The 16,458-nt window shown below is 64.5% G+C and carries 15 protein-coding genes; 7 read left to right on the forward strand and 8 right to left on the reverse strand.

Annotated elements, in window-relative coordinates:
* The 4 genes from ASF84_RS20945 (at position 1) to ASF84_RS20960 (ending at position 3,236) form a co-directional block, all read left to right on the forward strand.
* The gene (locus tag ASF84_RS20945; RefSeq protein ID WP_056840754.1) at positions 1-885 is read left to right on the forward strand and encodes a type II secretion system F family protein; all 885 of its coding nucleotides are present in this window, start codon (positions 1-3) and stop codon (positions 883-885) included.
* A gap of 1 nt (position 886) precedes the next feature.
* Entirely contained in the window at positions 887-1,777 is an 891-nt protein-coding gene (locus tag ASF84_RS20950) for a type II secretion system F family protein (protein WP_056840755.1), read from the forward strand.
* A gap of 410 nt (positions 1,778-2,187) precedes the next feature.
* Positions 2,188-2,970, forward strand: a complete 783-nt coding sequence (locus ASF84_RS20955) for a tetratricopeptide repeat protein (protein WP_082481745.1) — start codon at positions 2,188-2,190, stop codon at positions 2,968-2,970.
* On the forward strand, positions 2,967-3,236 hold the full coding sequence (locus ASF84_RS20960) for a DUF3613 domain-containing protein (RefSeq protein ID WP_056840756.1): 270 nt from the start codon (positions 2,967-2,969) through the stop codon (positions 3,234-3,236). Before ASF84_RS20955 ends, ASF84_RS20960 begins: the two co-directional genes overlap by 4 nt.
* 19 nt (positions 3,237-3,255) lie before the next feature.
* On the opposite strand, the gene ASF84_RS20965 is transcribed toward ASF84_RS20960, so the two are convergent.
* Positions 3,256-4,029 carry a response regulator transcription factor gene (locus ASF84_RS20965; protein WP_056840757.1) on the reverse strand — a complete coding sequence of 258 codons (774 nt, stop codon included), beginning with the start codon at positions 4,027-4,029 and terminating at the stop codon, positions 3,256-3,258.
* A 140-nt stretch (positions 4,030-4,169) separates the two neighbouring features.
* Positions 4,170-4,640, reverse strand: coding sequence for a prepilin peptidase (locus tag ASF84_RS20970; protein WP_056840758.1), 471 nt, complete (start codon positions 4,638-4,640; stop codon positions 4,170-4,172).
* A gap of 73 nt (positions 4,641-4,713) precedes the next feature.
* Here ASF84_RS20970 and ASF84_RS20975 point away from each other — a divergent pair, with 73 nt between their 5' ends.
* Both ASF84_RS20975 and ASF84_RS20980 read left to right on the forward strand, forming a co-directional pair.
* Positions 4,714-5,172: a TadE/TadG family type IV pilus assembly protein gene (locus ASF84_RS20975; RefSeq protein ID WP_056840759.1), complete on the forward strand. Its 459-nt coding sequence runs from the start codon at positions 4,714-4,716 to the stop codon at positions 5,170-5,172.
* Positions 5,162-7,921 (forward strand): PAS domain-containing sensor histidine kinase, encoded by a 2,760-nt coding sequence (locus ASF84_RS20980; RefSeq protein ID WP_056840760.1) that lies wholly within the window; start codon positions 5,162-5,164, stop codon positions 7,919-7,921. The genes ASF84_RS20975 and ASF84_RS20980 overlap by 11 nt, the downstream gene beginning before the upstream one ends.
* Before the next feature lie 305 nt (positions 7,922-8,226).
* On the opposite strand, the gene ASF84_RS20985 is transcribed toward ASF84_RS20980, so the two are convergent.
* A complete protein-coding gene (locus ASF84_RS20985; protein ID WP_056840761.1) occupies positions 8,227-10,263 on the reverse strand; it encodes a pilus assembly protein TadG-related protein in 2,037 nt (678 codons plus the stop codon).
* A 214-nt stretch (positions 10,264-10,477) separates the two neighbouring features.
* On the opposite strand from ASF84_RS20985, the gene valS reads away from it, so the two are divergent.
* Entirely contained in the window at positions 10,478-13,000 is a 2,523-nt protein-coding gene (valS, locus tag ASF84_RS20990; RefSeq protein WP_082481747.1) for a valine--tRNA ligase, read from the forward strand.
* Positions 13,001-13,193: 193 nt separating this feature from the next.
* Here the strand turns inward: valS and ASF84_RS20995 are convergent, their stop codons facing one another.
* The 5 genes from ASF84_RS20995 to ASF84_RS21015 form a co-directional block, all read right to left on the reverse strand.
* Positions 13,194-13,757: a DUF4136 domain-containing protein gene (locus ASF84_RS20995; RefSeq protein WP_056840762.1), complete on the reverse strand. Its 564-nt coding sequence runs from the start codon at positions 13,755-13,757 to the stop codon at positions 13,194-13,196.
* Positions 13,758-13,775: 18 nt separating this feature from the next.
* Positions 13,776-14,390 carry a DUF4136 domain-containing protein gene (locus ASF84_RS21000; RefSeq protein ID WP_056840763.1) on the reverse strand — a complete coding sequence of 205 codons (615 nt, stop codon included), beginning with the start codon at positions 14,388-14,390 and terminating at the stop codon, positions 13,776-13,778.
* An 18-nt stretch (positions 14,391-14,408) separates the two neighbouring features.
* Positions 14,409-15,179 carry a methyltransferase domain-containing protein gene (locus tag ASF84_RS21005; RefSeq protein ID WP_056840764.1) on the reverse strand — a complete coding sequence of 257 codons (771 nt, stop codon included), beginning with the start codon at positions 15,177-15,179 and terminating at the stop codon, positions 14,409-14,411.
* The gene (locus ASF84_RS21010) at positions 15,176-15,481 is read right to left on the reverse strand and encodes a MazG-like family protein (RefSeq protein ID WP_056840765.1); all 306 of its coding nucleotides are present in this window, start codon (positions 15,479-15,481) and stop codon (positions 15,176-15,178) included. Before ASF84_RS21010 ends, ASF84_RS21005 begins: the two co-directional genes overlap by 4 nt.
* 101 nt (positions 15,482-15,582) lie before the next feature.
* Entirely contained in the window at positions 15,583-16,443 is an 861-nt protein-coding gene (locus tag ASF84_RS21015; protein ID WP_056840766.1) for a MaoC family dehydratase, read from the reverse strand.
* Between the last annotated feature and the right edge of the window lie 15 nt (positions 16,444-16,458).

Raw genomic sequence — 16,458 nt, forward strand, 5'->3', positions numbered from 1 at the left:
ATGAACGTGGTCTGGGTGCTGGCCCTGGTGTGTGCCCTGTTGCTGGGCATCGCCCTGTATCTGTTCTACCTGAGCCTCAATCGCGGCGCCAGCGAGCGGATCATGCTGCGGCTCAATCAAGGGCGGGTAGCGCCGACGCCGGAACGACCCGGCCTGCAGCGCCTGGAACGTGCCTTTTTGCGGGCAGGGCTGGGACGCCCGACCGACCGGCTGGGGCTGGCATTGACGGTGTGGAGCCTGGCGATGCTGCTGGGGTATCTGCTGGCCGGCCTGCCCGGCCTGGGCACCGGGCTGCTCGGCGCACCGCTGGCCTTGCGCCTGTTCGTGTCGTGGCGCTATCGCAAGCGGGTACGGCGCATGATCGAGCAGTTGCCGCAGATGCTCGACCATAGCGTGCGCAGCCTCAAGTCCGGCCGCACCCTGGCCGATGCGGTGCTGCACGGTATCGAGGCCGCCGACCAGCCGCTGCGTGACGGCATGGGACGGATCGAGCGCAATGTGCAACTGGGCGTGAGCCTGCCCGATGCGGCGCAGGATTTTGCCGAGCTCTACGAGCGCGATGAATTTCATATGTTTGCCTTGGGGCTGCGGGTCAACCACCGTTATGGCGGCAACGCCAGCGAGTTGATGGAAAGCCTGATCACGCTGATTCGCGAGCGCGACCAGATGGCCCGCCAGTTGAGCGCCATGACCGGCGAGACACGCATGACCGCCGTGGTCCTGGCCTCGCTGCCACTGGCGATGGTCGGCTACTTCATGCTGACCAACCCCGGCTACCTGATGCACATGTGGAACGACGACGGCGGCCAGACCCTGCTGCTGGCGGCCTTTGGCTTTCAGGCCATGGGCTGCCTGGCGCTGTGGCGCATGATGCGGAGTATCTGACATGGTCCTGTTGCTGATGAGTGGCTTGATGCTCCTGATGGCCCTGGCGCTGCTGCTATCGAATATCGCCGGCCAGCGCCGCAACGAGCGCCTGGTGGCCCAGCGGCTCAAGGGCCAGACAGTGCGCGAGAGCCATATCGGCAGTTGGTTGCGCCTGCTCGGTGATACCCGCCTGGGGCATCGGGTGATCAGCATGGACAGCGAAACCCGCGACCTGCTCAACCGGGTCGGCTGGCGCCGTGCGAGCAAGCGCTCGCTGTTCGCCGCCTGTCAGATCGGTGTGCCGATCGGGCTGCTGGTGCTGACCTTGCTGGTGCAGTTTATGTTCTACAAGGACGTGGCGCAGCCGATTGTGGCGCCGATGTTTGCTGTCGGTCTGGGCTACCTGTTGCCCAAGCGCGTCCTGGCCGCAGTCGCCAGGCACCGGCAAAAACAGGTGGTGATCGAGATTTCGACCTTTATCCCGCTGCTGCGCATCCTGTTCGAGTCCGGCATGGCGGTGGAACAGGCCCTGCGGGTGCTGAGCCACGAGGGGCGGCAGCTGTTGCCAGTCTTGTCCGAAGAGATCCGCCTGATCCTGGTGCGGGTCGACTCCGGGCTGGAGCTGGGTGAAGAGTTGCGCAAGACCGCCCGTCTGCTGGCCGTGGACGAGTTCAGCGACACCTGTGTGATTCTCAATCAACTGATCCACCAAGGCGGTGGTGCGCTGCGCTCGTTGCTGGCGCTCAAGCAACTGATCGACGACCGACGCCTGACGCGCCTGCAGGAATACATCTCCAAGCTGTCGGCCAAGATGTCGGTGGTGATGATGGTGTTTCTGTTTCCGGCCCTGCTGATCGTCCTGGCCGGCCCCGGCTTCATTGCCCTGAGCCATGCACTGGGGAGCAAATGATGAACGACCTTCTGGCACCCGACCGTAGGCGTAATGCCGAGCAGTCAGGAAGAATTTGGTCAGATGCTGAATGTGTGGGAGGGCGCTCTGCTCGCCAATACGGTGGCGCAGACGCAGTAGATGTGTCGATTTTACGGGCCTCATCGCCAGCAGAGCTGCCTCCCACAATTGAGTGTCAGACGCAAGATCGGGTAAACCCCGGCTTGACTGATCGGCATGACACCGTAGGAGCCCACCCTGTGTTGCTGACACCGCGCCAAGGCGGCACGCTGTCGCGCATCAAACAGGGGACCTGTGGGAGGCGGCTTGCCGGCGATCGGCTGCGCCAGCAGTCGCAGATTTTTCATGCCTCATGGATCTCTACATGTGCCAGGCCCCCGCGCCCGGCGTCTACAAGGAAAACCCACCCGATGAAAGCCATGATCATGACCTGTGTCCTCATGCTGCTGGGCGGCTGCGCCTCGGACGATCGTGCGTCCTGGGTGCCGGGGAGTGCCAGCCAGGGCGAGTGCCCCAAGCTGACCTCCGACCAGGAGTTCACCCTCAACATGGCCCAGACCATGGCCGATGAAGGCCGTCTGCACGCCAGCCTGGCCAATCTGGAAAGCCTGCCGGCTGACCTGGGCGAGGTGCGCTTGCGCAAGGCCCGTATCCTGCGCCTGCTGGGCAGCCGCGAGGCCGAGCCGCTGTACAGCAGCCTGCTCGGCACCTGCCGTGCGGCCGAAGGCGAACATGGCCTGGGCCAGTTGGCGGCGGCGCGCAGCGACTACCTGCAGGCCCTGCAGCACCTGCAGCGCGCCGCGAAACTGGCGCCCACCGATGAAAAGGTCCGCAATGACCTGGGCGTGGCCTACCTGAACCTGATGAATGTCGACCAGGCGCGCTTTCAGTTCCTGACCGCGTTGGAACTCAAGCCGGCCGACACCCTGCCGGCGCAGAACCTGGTCACCCTGCTGATTTATGAGGACAACTGGCAACGCGCCGCCGAGCTGACCAGCCGCACTGGCCTGACCCCGCGCCAGGTCAGTGAGGCCCAGCAGCGTGCCGAACAGTTGATCCGGCAGGGCACAATCCCCGAGCCTGCCGTGCTGCGCAAGATCCCGGTGCCGCGCAACACCGCCTTGAACCGCGAAATCCCCATGAGCGTCGGCCTTGGTCCGGTTGCCAGTGGTCATGAAGGAGTCACGCCATGAAGCCTGTCATCCTGGCCGGGCTCTGGCTGCTCGGCACCTGCGGCAGCGCCTGGGCCATCGACCCCGGTCCGTCCTCACCGGCCCAGGCCCAGACCGAAGCGTGGTTGCAACTGCAAGTGCGCGGTGAGGCCGCCAGCAAGACGGTGCAGACCTCCACGCCTGCCGAGCGCGAGCAAAGCCTGCAACGCTGGCTGGACAGCTACAAGCACCCGATCCCCGAGTTCTACGATCAGGGCGCGGAAGGCAAGGTAGGGTCGGGCAAGTAGGCGCAGTGTTATGGCGGCCTCAATGCGCCGTCGTCTGCCGGCGCACGGTGCTGTTGCCCAGGGCCAGGGCCAGTTGTGTGCGGTTGTGCATGTGGGTCTGGCGCAGCACTTGCGAGACGTACAGCTTGACGGTGTTTTCGGTGATGCCCAGTTCGCAGGCGATCTGGTAGTTGGTCTGGCCCTTGCCCACCAGCCGGGCGACGTCCATTTGCCGGGGGGACAGGGCGGCGAACAGCGCCGGTACTTCGGCGTCGCTTTCTTCCAGCGCCTGATCGCTGCCCGAAGGCAGGTCACGATGGGCGCGTGCCTTGTCCAGGTCCTGATAAAGGTCGTCGATGGAGGCGGCCAGGTATTGCAGCTTTTCGTTGAGCAAACCCAGTTGTTTCAGGCTGCGCTGGCGTTCCTGCAGCGCGATCTCCTGGCGTTGCACGCCCTCAAGCAGTTCATCAAGGTCGACCGGCTTCTGGTAATAGTCGGCAATGCCGGCGCGCAAGGCGCGAATGACGTCTTTTTTCTCGGCCCGGCCGGTGAGCATGATGGCCTCGAACAGGTGTTGCTTGCCGCCGATCAGCTTCATGGCCTCGACCAGCTCGATGCCGTTCATGCCGGGCATGTCCAGGTCGCAGAGCACCAACCCGATGTCGGGCGTGTCACGAAACCGCTCGATGGCTTCGCGACTGTTGGTGCAGGGAACACAGATGTAACCACTGGCTTCGAGAAATTCACTGAGTTCCTCGACGATCAGCGGTTGATCGTCGACCACCAGTACCTTTACCGCCGAATACTTGACCACGCATGACTCCCTGGCGACTTGTCCCTGATTACGCTCGACCGCCTGCGATCTGCGAGGCAGAGCGCGACGAATATGGCGGGCATGCAGTAAACCTAGACGCACTTTCTGACTCTGTACACCGGCCCCGGGAGTGATTCTGACTAGTGGGTAAAAAACGCCACGGATAACAGCCCGACAAACAGTAACGGTGAAAAGGGAAATTTTTTTGTCACGTCGGGATTCATCGCCGCATAGCGCCGGGCAAGGCGTTGACCGGCATGGCGAAAGAGCGGGCGGCGAATGGCCAGCCATATCAGCGCGGCCACGGCGGCACCGATAAACGTGCCCAGCAGGTACAGGCTGCTACTGGCCAGGGCCAGGGCGGCGAGCAGCTTGACGTCACCGGCCCCCAGCCGGCCCAGCACGTAGCCGGGCAGGGTCATGGCCAGCGCCAGCAACAGCGCCCGGCCGCCTTCAGCCGCGTCGGCGCCCAGCCAGGTCTGGCCGCTGTACAGCAGCCAGCCCAGGGCGGCGACAAAACCACCCAGGGTCAAGGCATTGGATATCTGTTTATGGCGGGCATCCTGCTCGGCACATACGGCAAACCAGGTGAGTAGGAAAAGTAATTTCATGGTGTAAAAAACGTCCTTTTTTTCTGAAAGAACCTATGCTCATTGCAGGAGCATCGTCAGGGTAGACGTCGACATGCGTGCCGATCAATTATCTGGACCACGCCACCAGAAAGGCGCCGCTGCCATCGAGTTTGCTGCGGTGTTCGTGATCTTTTTCGGTCTGTTTTATGCCTTGGTCAGCTACAGCCTGCCGTTGCTGATGATGCAGTCGTTCAATGCGGCCACCAGCGAGGCGGTGCGTCGCAGTGTGGCGTTGAGCCCGAACATCGGCACCGCCACCTACAACGCCCTGGTGATTACCCAGGCGCAAGCCACAGTGCAAAGCCAGCTGAGCTGGATGCCGCCCTCGCTGAACCTTGCGGCCAGCGACATCGAGGTGAAGTTCGTCGCCGGCCTGCTCACGGTCAGCATCAATTACCCCAAGGCCAAGCTCACCCAGGTGTTGCCCCTGCTGACCCTGCCGGTCATCGGCGAAGTGCCGAGACTGCCTTCCGTCCTGTCTGCCCAAGCGAGTCTTCAACTTGTCCCTTGAAAAGAGCCGTCTGGGTCGTTGGCTGGGGCGCTCCGAGGCGCCGGCCAGCGCGCCTGTCATTGCGACGAATGCCGAACCCGAGGCGATCGGTGCCGACCTGTACCTGTTACTTGACGAAGAGGGCCGTCTGCAAGGCCTGAGCACCCTGTTGCTCAATCGCCTGGGGCTGAGCAGCCAGGCGGTGGTCAACCAGCGCCTGATGAGCCTGTTGCTGCCCAATAGTGCGCTGGTGATCGAAGGCGTGCCGCAGGACTGGGTCGGGCACATGCTCGACCTGGACTTTCGCAGCAGCGACGGCCACACCCTGCATGCCCGCGGCTGGGTGCAGCATCACGGCAAGGACTGGTTATTGCAGTTGCTCGATATCAGTGACCTGATGGAGGAGGCCAGTGCCGCACGCATCCGCCAGCAATGCCTGCGCTTTGCCGGGCTGATGGCTGAAAATATCCGCGTGTGCAGTGCCGAGCGGCTGGTCAGCGTGGTTGCCGAGCAGTTGCAGGAACTGGCGCAGATGTGGCACGTGCCCTGTGTGGCGCTGGCGCTGCCCGAAGCCAGTGGCGTCGGCTGGCGCGTCTACAGCCAGTACAGCGCGCACACCGCGCCCGAACTGTGGCAGGTCGGCCAGCGGCTGGGCAGCGAGTTCGACCGGCTGGACGTCAATGTGGCCCATGCGCTGCATTTTGCCGGACAGACCGAGCTGTCGCCGCTGCAAGGCATGTTTGCCAATGCCGACGGTTTTCTGCTGGCGCACAGCCGTGATGGCATCGCCCGTGCCTGGCTGATGTTCGGCTTCTACGATGCCGCCCGGCAGGCGCCGGACCTGGGCGAGCGCGAATGGCTGAACCTGTGTTCGGCGCTGGCGGGGCCTGTGCTGTTTCGCCTGTCCGAGCAGCACAACCGCCATCATGTCGAGCGCCTGGCGGTGTTGCAGGACCTGCTGGGCACGGGTTGGTGGGAGCTGTTGCCTGACAGCGACGAGATTCTCATGGCGCCGCAGCTGGTGCGCAGCCTGCGCCTGAGCGACCGGATCGACCGCCTGTCGCGTCCTGAATGGCTGGCGCTGATTCACCCTGCCGACCGTCAGGAACTGTCGAGCCGCCTGGTGCAATTGCGCGACAAGGGCACGCCCATGCTACTGTGCGTGCGCCTGGCACAGGTCGATCCGGGACAGGACACGCTCTGGCTGCGCATCCAGGGCCAGGCCTTGATCAGCGGTCAGGTGCAGCGGGTGCTCGGTTTCATGCTCGATGTCAGCGACATCAAGAACCAGGAGACCGAGGCTGCCGCCGCCCATGCCCGGCTGGGCAACCTGATCGCCAGTTCGCCGGCAGTGATCTACGTGCAGCGCTACGACCAGGGCAATCTGGAACCGACCTTTTTCAGCGACAGCCTGACCCCGCTGCTGGGCTGGACCCTGGCCGACTGCATCGACGGGCAACTGGCCGACTACATTCACCCCGAAGACCATGACATCTGGTTCGAGCGCAACCGCCAGTTGCTGCGCGAGGGCCTGGTCAGCCGGCGTTACCGGTTGCGCGACAAGCATGGCCGTTATCACTGGCTGCTGGACGAGGCCCGGCTGCTACGCGACGACCTGGGCATGCCGGTGGAGGCGGTCGGCCTGTGGCTGGATGTGACCGATGCGACCCTGGCCGCCGAACGGGTGCGCGAGAGCGAGGAGCGCTACCGGATCCTGGTGGAGGATTCGCCGGCGATGATCTGCCGCTACACCCCGGACCTGGTGCTGACTTTCGGCAACCGGCCGTTGGCGACCTATCTGGAGTGCGACCCGCAGCAACTGCCTGGGGTCAACCTGGGCGACTGGTTCAGCCTTGAGCAACGCACTGATTTCATGCAGCGCATTGCGCAACTGACGCCCGAGTCGCCCTTGAGCACGGCCGAGGTCTGCCTGGAACTGCCGGGCCGCGAGCATGCCTGGTGGGTGTGGGCCGATCGCGGGGTCTTCGATCAGGCGGGCACGCTGGTCGAGGTGCAGGCGGTGGGCCGCGACAACACGGATGTGCGTCGCTCGCGCATGCAGCTCAACCAGAGCGCGAAAATGGCCACGCTGGGCGAAATGGCCACCGGCCTGGCCCATGAGATCAACCAGCCGCTGAACGTGATGCGCATGGCGGTGATCAACGTGCTCAAGCGTCTGGAGCGCGGCAATATCGATGTCGAATACATCACCGAAAAGCTCAACCGCATCGACAGCCAGGTGCAACGTGCGGCCCGGGTGGTGGACCACATGCGCGTGTTCGGCCGGCGCTCGGAAGTCCAGGAGCAGGTGTTCGATCCTTTCGATGCACTCGAAGGCACGCTGGCCATGCTCAGCGAGGGCATGAAGGGCAAGGGCGTGCAGGTGCAGGCCAGTGAACGCGGGGCGCCGTTGCAGGTGCGCGGGCATGGCGACCAGCTGGAACAGGTGTTGATCAACCTGATGGTCAACGCCCGCGATGCCATGCTCTCGCGCAAGGAAACCCGGCCTGAGCTGGCGCCGATGATCGAGGTGCAGGTGCGGCCAGAGGCCGATCAGGTGGTGATCACTGTGCAGGACAACGGTGGCGGTATCGACCCACGGCTGATGGAGCGCATCTTCGAGCCGTTCTTTACCACCAAGCCGGTGGGTGTCGGCACCGGACTGGGGTTGTCGGTCAGCTATGGCATCATCGAGCAGATGAGCGGCCGGTTGAGCGTCAGCAATGTGGGGGAGGGCGCGCAGTTCAGGATTGCCTTGCCACTGCTGTAGAGACCGGCGGCGCCTGGTTCCCGGCTGAAGTGGATCGCCGCCCGGCCCCTCCTGCACGTTAGCGTTCGACGACATTCAGCTTGACTGACTGGCATTACCCCGTGGGAGCGACCACCGGTCGCGAATGCAGGCTGTCAGGCACTGAAGAGGTTGAATCTACTGCCCTTTCGCGACCGCTGGTCGCTCCCACAGGATTGATGTGACCCTGAATTCCGGGCCTGACACCGGACTGTGGGAAGCCGCTCTGCTGGCGAATGCGGCGGTACGGGCGCAGCAGATGCTCCTGTTTTCCTGCGTGATAGCGCCTATATCACCAGCGTGGCCTGGCCGATATTACAACTGAGGTTGGCGCCGACGTCGGTCGGGTTCAGGGTCAGGCCCAGGCCGTTCAGCAACGGGTCGATCAGGGCCGTCAACAGCGGCTTGAGCGTCTTGTCGATGATTTCGGTATTCACCAGTCCGAGCAGAGTATTGAGCAGGGTCCCGGTGCCGGTGATCACATTGCCCAGCGCGTTGTTGGCCAGGGGTTTATAGACTTGCACCTTGACGCCGGAAACCAGGCCGTCGAGCACGGTGCTGGGCAGGACGGTAGCCACGTTACCGAGGTAATAGGGGGGCGTGCCGATCTCCGGCAGATTGGGGGAAGTGAAGGTGCTGTTGATACTTGCAGCCGTGCCGACAATGGCATTGTTCAGTGGATTGAAACTGAGCCCCACGCCGCCGCCACCGAAAGGCACACGGGCTGTGCAGGTGCCCAGCAGGCCGCCGAGCAACTGTGTGCAGGTCTGGGTGCCGATGTCGATGATCGGCAACGGCTGGGCGACCACGGCCAATGGGTCGGTACTGGCCGGAAAGGCCGCTGCGCTGTCGATCAGCCCCAGGCGGGCATTGAGCAGCGTGGCCGTGGTCCGCACGTTCAACGACTTGTTGGTGTTGCTGGTGCAGGTGTAGCCGGTCACATAACTTTCGGCAGCAGCCAGGGCCAGGCTGAGGTCGATGCGCGGCCCTGCGGTGCCCGAGGTCATGAATTTGAAGTCGGTGAACATGCATTTGGCCCCCAGCAGGCAGCCCACGCCTCCGAGCAAGCCCTTGATGTCCAGGCTCAGGGCGCTGTTGAGGATCGGCGTCAGGCTGCCGACCAGGCCGGTCACGGCCGACAACGGTGGCTTGTTCAGCACATCCAGCAGCGGCAGGTTGATCGACACCAGTGCCCGGGTCTGTGCGGTGCGCACGTAGATGCGGTTCGGGTCGCTGGCCACCGGCAGGGCAGGGTTGATCTTGCTGGGGTCGCCAATGGCCGACAACTGGGGCGGCTCGATGACCTGGATGCGTGTGGTGATCATCGCCAGCGGTGCCAGATTGATCTGCGCCGACGCGGTGATGCCGTTCTTCTTGTTCGCCACCTGGGCCAGGGTCTGCAACAGGTCGACCAGCCGCAGGCTGGTCGACAGCCCGGCAATGTCGGTGCCGCCCTGCACTTTGATCAGGTCACCCAGCGTGACAGTTGCGCTGCCGACGGCGGCCTGCAGCGTCTTTAGGCCTTGTACGGTAACGGCGGTCGTGGCGGTGCTGTTGGTCTGCAGGAGGTTGATCATGCTCTGGATCAACTGGCTGATCGTGACGTTGGTGGCCAGCACCTGGTTGTAATCCAGGGCTGTCAGGTTCAGATCAAGCTTGAGCCGGTCGAGGTAGTCGAGCAGCTTGAGGTCAGTATCGAGCAGGCCTTTCCAACTGGCGGCACCCAGCTGCAGATTGCCACCGAGCAGGCTGCTGAACAGCAGGTCCAGCAGTGGTGACTGGCTGCTGTCGATGCCCGCTGCGATGTTGCGCAGGCTCAGCTGTGCCAGCGGCGGCGCGGCGGCGGCCACGGCCCTGGCGCTGAGGGTGAAGGTGCCCGCCTGTGGCTCGCCGCTGAACGAGGCCGCGATACCGGCGGCCACGCTGCGCTGGACGGCGCGTGACACGATCACCTGTACGGCCTGGGTGCTGGTGGTGTTTTCGACGAAGGTGCGCCGGCTGTCAGCGGCGTCGACGCTCAGAGTGCCGCAGGCAACCCTGATGGCCTGCCCCTCGGCTTCAGGGTCAAAGCCGTTGCGGATTGCGCTCTGACGGGCAAACTGCGCGGCGCTGCTGCCGGCGGCGCAGTTGCCCTTGAGGGTCGCCGCCTCCAGCGCTGACATATCGGCCACGCGCTGCAGCGAGCGTTTTTCCAGGTACAGCCGGCCGCTGTCGATCACCGTCAGCATGAACAGCATCGCCAGAGCCAGGGTCAGGGCCGCCACCAGGCCGATGGCGCCCCGCTGCCTGGCGGGTTGCGCGACATCACGATTCAGGCGAGACATGCGGCACTCCTTTGACTCACTCACCCATGCGTCATGCAGTGTAGTAAAGGCCGCTGGCCGGCGCTGGCTATGGGCCAGCCAAGTGGATGGGTGGTCATTGATCGATGCGCACGATTTACTAATCGTACGCCGACCGTTATAAACGGTACTCGGGCGCAGCATTTGGCTGTACCCCCAAGTGATAACAGGAGGATGCCATGTCACCGTTAAACGTATGACCTTGTCGCCGGACCCCACCGCCACACCCTCGCTCGACACCCTCGAACACCGTCTGTACCGGCGCTGGCTGCAAGAAGGCACCTACACCTTCGACCGCAGTGCACCGCGTCACACCGTCTATTCCATCGACACACCGCCGCCCACCGCTTCAGGCGCCCTGCATGTCGGACACGTCTTCAGTTACACCCATACCGATATCATTGCGCGCTTTCAACGCATGCGTGGCAAGGCCGTGTTCTACCCCATGGGCTGGGACGATAACGGCCTGCCCACCGAACGCCGGGTCGAGAATTTCTATGGCGTGCGCTGTGACCCCGATGCGGCCTGGCAGGCGGATTTTGCGCCGCCAGAAAGCGTACCGGCCCGGCGTGGGGATTTTGTGCCTGTCAGCCGGCGTAATTTTGTCGAATTGTGCCACCGGTTGACGGCCATCGATGAGCAGGCCTTCCGGGCCTTGTTCATGCAACTGGGCCTGTCGGTGGACTGGAGCCTGACCTACGCGACCATCGATGCGCGTGCGCAGCGCATCAGCCAGCGTGCCTTGCTGCGCAATTACCGGCGCGGCGAGTTGTATAGCCAGCAGGCGCCTTGCCTGTGGGATGTCACTTACCAGACTGCCGTGGCCCAGGCCGAGCTGGAAGACCGCGAGGTCGCCGGCGCCTGGCACGACCTGCGGTTTACGGCTGCCGACGGTGCGTCGCTGAGCATTGCCACGACCCGGCCGGAGTTGCTGGCGGCCTGTGTGGCCTTGATCGCTCACCCGGACGACAGCCGCTATCAGGCGCGTTTTGGCCAGCGATTGCGCTCACCTTTGTTCGATGTAGAGGTCCCGCTGCTGGCCCATGCCTTGGCCGACCCGGAAAAGGGCACGGGGCTGGTCATGGTCTGCACCTTTGGCGACCTGAACGATGTGCTGTGGTGGCGGGAACTGGATTTGCCGACCCGGCCCATCATCGGTCGTGACGGTCGCTTGCTGAGCGAAACCCCCGACTGGCTTGGCACGGTGGGCAGCCGTCAGGCCTGGGCGGAACTGGCCGGCCTGACCCTGAACCAGGGGCGCAAGCGCCTGCTGGCGTTGTTGCAAGCCTGTGGCGGGTTGATCGGCGAGCCGCAGGCGATGCGCCATGCAGTGAAGTTCTTCGAGAAGGGCGACCAGCCGCTGGAAATCGTCGCCACCCGCCAGTGGTACCTGCGCAATGGCGGGCGCAGCGAGGCGTTACGCGAGCACCTGCTGGCGCATGGGCGGGCGCTGGACTGGCAGCCGCCGTTCATGCGCAGCCGCTACGAACATTGGGTCGGCGGGCTCAATGGCGACTGGCTGATCAGCCGCCAGCGCATCTTTGGCGTGCCGCTGCCGCTGTGGTATCGCCTGGATGCGCAGGGTGAGCCGGACTTCGACACACCGATACTGCCGGACGAAGCTGACCTGCCGGTCGACCCGACTCTGGACACACCGCCCGGTTATTGTCCTGAACAGCGCGGGCAGGCAGGTGGTTTTATCGGTGAACGCGACATCATGGACACCTGGGCCACCAGTTCGCTGACCCCGCAGATTGCCGCCGGCTGGGAGGAAGCCGACAGCCTGTTCGATCAGGTCTGGCCGATGGACCTGCGTCCGCAAGGCCACGACATCATCCGCACCTGGCTGTTCTCGACCCTGGTCCGCAGCCATTTCGAGCACGCCGCCGTGCCGTGGCGGCATGTGGCGCTGTCGGGCTGGATCCTTGATCCGGACCGCAAGAAGATGTCCAAGTCCAAGGGCAATGTGGTCACCCCGCAAGCCTTGCTGGATCAATACGGCAGCGACGGGGTGCGTTACTGGGCGGCGCTGGGTCGGCCGGGCAGCGACACTGCGTTCGAAGAACAGCAGATGAAGATCGGTCGGCGCCTGGCGCTCAAGCTGGTCAACCTGTCGACGTTCGTGCCGGGGCTGCCGGGTGACTTCGAAGGCGACATTGACCAGCCGCTGGACCTGGCCATGCTGCAACGTTTGGGCGCGGTGACGCTGGAAGCCACGACGGCACTGGAAGGTTATGACTACAGCCGCGCGCTGAACCGCATCGAAGGGTTCTTCTGGTGGTTCTGCAACGACTATGTCGAGCTGGTCAAGCGCCGCGCCTATCGTCCTGAAGGCACCTCGGCTCGCCAGGCCCTGGCGCAGGCGCTGAGTGTCCTGCAGCGGTTGCTGGCGCCGTTCCTGCCCTTTGCCTGCGAAGAGGTGTGGTGCCGCTGGCAGTCGGGGTCGGTGCACCGGGCCCAATGGCCGTCGGGGCAGGTGGCCGAAGGGGATGTCGACGCTTCGCTGGACAGCGTAAGTGCGGTGCTGACCGCGATTCGCAAGACCAAGTCCGACGCCAGGCTGTCGATGAAGGCGCCGGTGGCGCGCGTCGAGGTGGTCAACGCGGCCGGGCGATTGGCGTGGCTGGCGCAGGTGCGGGCGGATCTGTGCGAGGCCGGTCAGGTCCAGGTGCTGGACATGAGCGAAGGCGCCCAACAGACGGTGCGGGTCTGGTTGTAAGCACTTCAGAACGCCTGCGCGACCGTGCGCTCGCTCCCACGGATTTTGTGTCGAGCCCGGATCCAGGCACGACACCCATCCCGTAGGAGCGACCAACGGTCGCGAAAGGGCTGGCGCGTGCAATCGCTTTGGCCTCTGACGCGCCGCCGTTATAAGCCTTGCTGATCTGGCTCCGGGCTTCAAGTGGGTGAAATCACCGTGGCGGGTACTGTTCCAGAATCTTTGCCACGGTGTTGCGCACAACTGTATCGCGTGCGGCGGGGTTGGCCGGGTTCTGGTCCAGAATCCGCTCGGTGCTGCCGCGCCACACCAGCTTGCCGTCCTTGCCGTCGAACAGGTCGATCTGCAGGGTAGTGACCTTGTAGTCGACGCTGCGGGTTTCAGTGGCCATCGGTCCGCCCCAGGACCCGTAACCGCCCCACGGTCCCCAGGCGCTGCCGTAGTTTGTGCTGACCAGTTGCTGACGGTCTTCGACAATCAGCCAGGCCTGGACCTTCAGGTCGGCCGGTGCGCCGGCCGCTGCCTGGCGCAGGCCACGTTGGTCAAGCTGCTGGTTGATCGCATCGCGTACGCGCTGCTCGGTCAGGTCGCTCTTGAGGCGCGGGTCGGCGGGCTGGTACTGCACCGCCGGCTCTTGCCAGCTCCAGTTGCGATAGCCGCCAAAGTCGCGACGGGCGTCGAAGTCGCGGTTGACCTGGCTGCTTTGGCAAGCGCCCAGCAGCAAGGTAAAGGACAGCAGGGCAAGGCGAAGGTACATGGCCGTTTCTCCAAGGGGTCAGGACGGAGGATACGCCGTCAGGGCCTGTTGCACAGCCTGGCGCAGCGCCTGGCTGCGGGCGGCCTGATCGTTGCCGCCGGGTGCTTCGGCGCTGGCGCTCCAGACCGGTTGGCCGGTCCGGGCATCGAACAGGCGGATACTCACCACCAGCACTTGCTCTTGATAGGTGCGCACCACCGGTACCGTGGCGTAGCCGCCATAGCCCTGCCGATAACCGCCATAGCCCAGGCCACCCCCGTAATACGGGTCGCGGTAGTCGTCACGCACCTGGCGCACGCGGGTTTCGAGGCGACTGTCGGCGCTGACGTACAGGTCAGTGGCGGCCGTGCGCGCCGGGCGCAGGCCGCGCTGGTCGAGGCCATTGCTGACCGCTTCGGCGATCAGCGCAGGGTCCACCCAGGCCGAACCATCGGGGCCGCGATTGTCCTGCCAGCGCCAGCTGCGGTAGCGTGCATAGTCACGCGGCGCCGGCGGGTAGGCGCTCAGGTCCACGGCCTGCGCGGCCTGTGGCGGGGCCGGCGGCAGGGGGCTGGAAACGGCGTGGTACGGGTTGTCGCTCTGACAGGCCGTGATCCCCAGCGCGATGGCAAGCATGGCGAGTCGAGGGTTCATGACAGTCTCCGTGGTGGTTTACACCGGTCGGCAGATCCAGTGCAGGTAACGGCCCAGGCCGGCAAAGGCCGGATGGCGGCGGTGGGCCAGTTCCATTTCCAGCAAGGCGTCCAGATCGGCACGCTTCTGGAAATCGACGGGCATGTAATCGTGGAATACACGCACGCCGCTCTGGCTTTCGACCTGCCAGTGAGCGCCAAGTTGCGTCGCCATTTCCCGTGGGTCCAGCGGCTCTTGCGGCGTCAGGCTCTGTTTCTCGCCGGCCAGGCTGTCGCCGCGCAGCTTGCGAAAGTGCCCCTTGAGCAGATTGCGGTAGACCAGCGCATCACGGTTGTAAAAGGCCAGCGACAACCAGCCTTGCGCAGCGGTCAGCCGGTGCAGGACCGGCAAGAGGGTGTAGGGCTCGGCCAGCCACTCCAGCACGGCATGGCACAGCACCAGGTCGTAAGGTTCATGCAGCAGGCCGGGCAGGGCCTGCCAGGGCGCCTGGATAAAGGTGGCATTGCAACCGGCCTCGGCAAAGCGTTGCCGGGCGCCTTCAAGCATGGGGCCGGCCGGCTCGGCCAACGTGACCTGATGGCCCAGGCCGGCCAGCCACAGCGACATGTGGCCCAGGCCTGCGCCGATGTCCAGCACGCGCAAGGGGCGCTCGGGCAAGGCTTCGGTCAGGTCGGCCTGCAGCACGGCCAGACGGATCGCGCCCTTGGCGCCGCCATAGATCTTTTCGGCAAAGCGGGTGGCCAACTGGTCGAAGTGCCGGTCGCTGCCGGGCGCCTGAACGTCGCTCATTTGGCAAACCTGCGTTCGCTGTCGGCCAGCTTGCTGCGCACCACTTCGTTCATGTCCAGGCCCAGTTCACTGCACAGCAGCAACAGGTACAGGACGATATCGCCCACTTCCTGGCCTGCATGCGCGAGCTTTTCCGGTGGCAACTGGCGTGACTGGTCCTCGCTGAGCCACTGGAAGATTTCCACCAGCTCGGCCATTTCCACGCTGGCGGCCATGGCCAGGTTCTTGGGGCTGTGAAATTGCTTCCAGTCGTTGGTATCGCGAATGCGGTGCAGGCGGGTGGTCAGTTCTTCGAGGTTCATCAATGGTCTCCTGAGGCGGCATAGCTTCAGGGGCAATGGCTCGACAGGCAAGCATCTTTGCTGGTGCGCAGGAGTCGCCCGGCAGCTCCTGCGTGGTGGGGTTAGCCGTCGATCGGCTTCCATTCGCCGGTCAGGTGCTCGATGCCGGCCTGCTGGCCGTCGACGCGGAACTGGCCGTGGGAGCCGGCGGCGCTGGCCGACAGGGTCACGTGGCCGGGCAGGCGCACCGGTTTGTGGAACTGGACGGCGATCTCGACGTTCGAGGCCGGCAAGTGGTCATCCAGCGCCGCCAGGGCGCGGGCCTTGAGCCACATACCGTGGGCAATCGCGGTCGGGAAGCCGAACAGCCTGGCGCTCGGTGCGCTGAGGTGGATCGGGTTGTAGTCACCCGACACCTTGGCGTACTGCCGGCCGGTGGCCGCCGGGGTGTCCCAGCGCGTGACTTCGGTCAGTGGCAAAGGCGACGGCTCGAAGTCGCCGCCAAGCGGGCCGTCGATTTTCACGTTTTTGCACAGAAAGGTGCTGTGTTCTTCCCAGAGCAGGCCCATGCCATCGTCGACCTGGGTGACCAGGCTGAAGGTCGCGCCCTTGGCGTGGGGTTGCAGGTCAACGGCCTGCACACTGACATAGACCTTGCTGACCCCGCCCAGCGGCCTGTGGATGCTGATGCGGTTGGCCAGGTGCACCAGGCCCAGCAGCGGGAAAGGAAAATCCGCCGAAGTCATCAGTTGCATCTGCAGCGGGAAAGCCAGCACATGCGGGTAGGTCGGCGGCAGCAGGCTGCTGTCGGCAAAGCCGCACACGCGGCGATAATCGGCCAGCTTGTGGGCATCGACGTCCAGCCAGCTGCGCAGGCCCAGTTCCGGCAGTCGAGTGCCATTGACCTTGCGCCGCAGGGCGGCCTGGAGAAACAGGTTGGGCAGCGGTTGCAGGCTTTCCAGATAGCGCCAGTGAGCAGTCATCTTGCAGGTTCTCCT

Source organism: Pseudomonas sp. Leaf127 (assembly GCF_001423155.1).
In the GTDB taxonomy this organism is placed as follows: Bacteria; Pseudomonadota; Gammaproteobacteria; order Pseudomonadales; family Pseudomonadaceae; genus Aquipseudomonas; species Aquipseudomonas ovata.

Excerpts from the sequence above, each read along its gene's own strand:
- ASF84_RS20985 (WP_056840761.1), bottom strand. The coding sequence starts at position 10,263 with ATGTCTCGCCTGAATCGTGATGTCGCGCAACCCGCCAGGCAGCGGGGC.
- ASF84_RS20945 (WP_056840754.1), top strand. The coding sequence starts at position 1 with ATGAACGTGGTCTGGGTGCTGGCCCTGGTGTGTGCCCTGTTGCTGGGC.
- ASF84_RS20960 (WP_056840756.1), top strand. The coding sequence starts at position 2,967 with ATGAAGCCTGTCATCCTGGCCGGGCTCTGGCTGCTCGGCACCTGCGGC.
- valS (WP_082481747.1), top strand. The coding sequence starts at position 10,478 with ATGACCTTGTCGCCGGACCCCACCGCCACACCCTCGCTCGACACCCTC.
- ASF84_RS20995 (WP_056840762.1), bottom strand. The coding sequence starts at position 13,757 with ATGTACCTTCGCCTTGCCCTGCTGTCCTTTACCTTGCTGCTGGGCGCT.
- ASF84_RS20950 (WP_056840755.1), top strand. The coding sequence starts at position 887 with ATGGTCCTGTTGCTGATGAGTGGCTTGATGCTCCTGATGGCCCTGGCG.
- ASF84_RS21005 (WP_056840764.1), bottom strand. The coding sequence starts at position 15,179 with ATGAGCGACGTTCAGGCGCCCGGCAGCGACCGGCACTTCGACCAGTTG.
- ASF84_RS21000 (WP_056840763.1), bottom strand. The coding sequence starts at position 14,390 with ATGAACCCTCGACTCGCCATGCTTGCCATCGCGCTGGGGATCACGGCC.
- ASF84_RS21010 (WP_056840765.1), bottom strand. The coding sequence starts at position 15,481 with ATGAACCTCGAAGAACTGACCACCCGCCTGCACCGCATTCGCGATACC.
- ASF84_RS21015 (WP_056840766.1), bottom strand. The coding sequence starts at position 16,443 with ATGACTGCTCACTGGCGCTATCTGGAAAGCCTGCAACCGCTGCCCAAC.
- ASF84_RS20975 (WP_056840759.1), top strand. The coding sequence starts at position 4,714 with ATGCGTGCCGATCAATTATCTGGACCACGCCACCAGAAAGGCGCCGCT.
- ASF84_RS20970 (WP_056840758.1), bottom strand. The coding sequence starts at position 4,640 with ATGAAATTACTTTTCCTACTCACCTGGTTTGCCGTATGTGCCGAGCAG.
- ASF84_RS20955 (WP_082481745.1), top strand. The coding sequence starts at position 2,188 with ATGAAAGCCATGATCATGACCTGTGTCCTCATGCTGCTGGGCGGCTGC.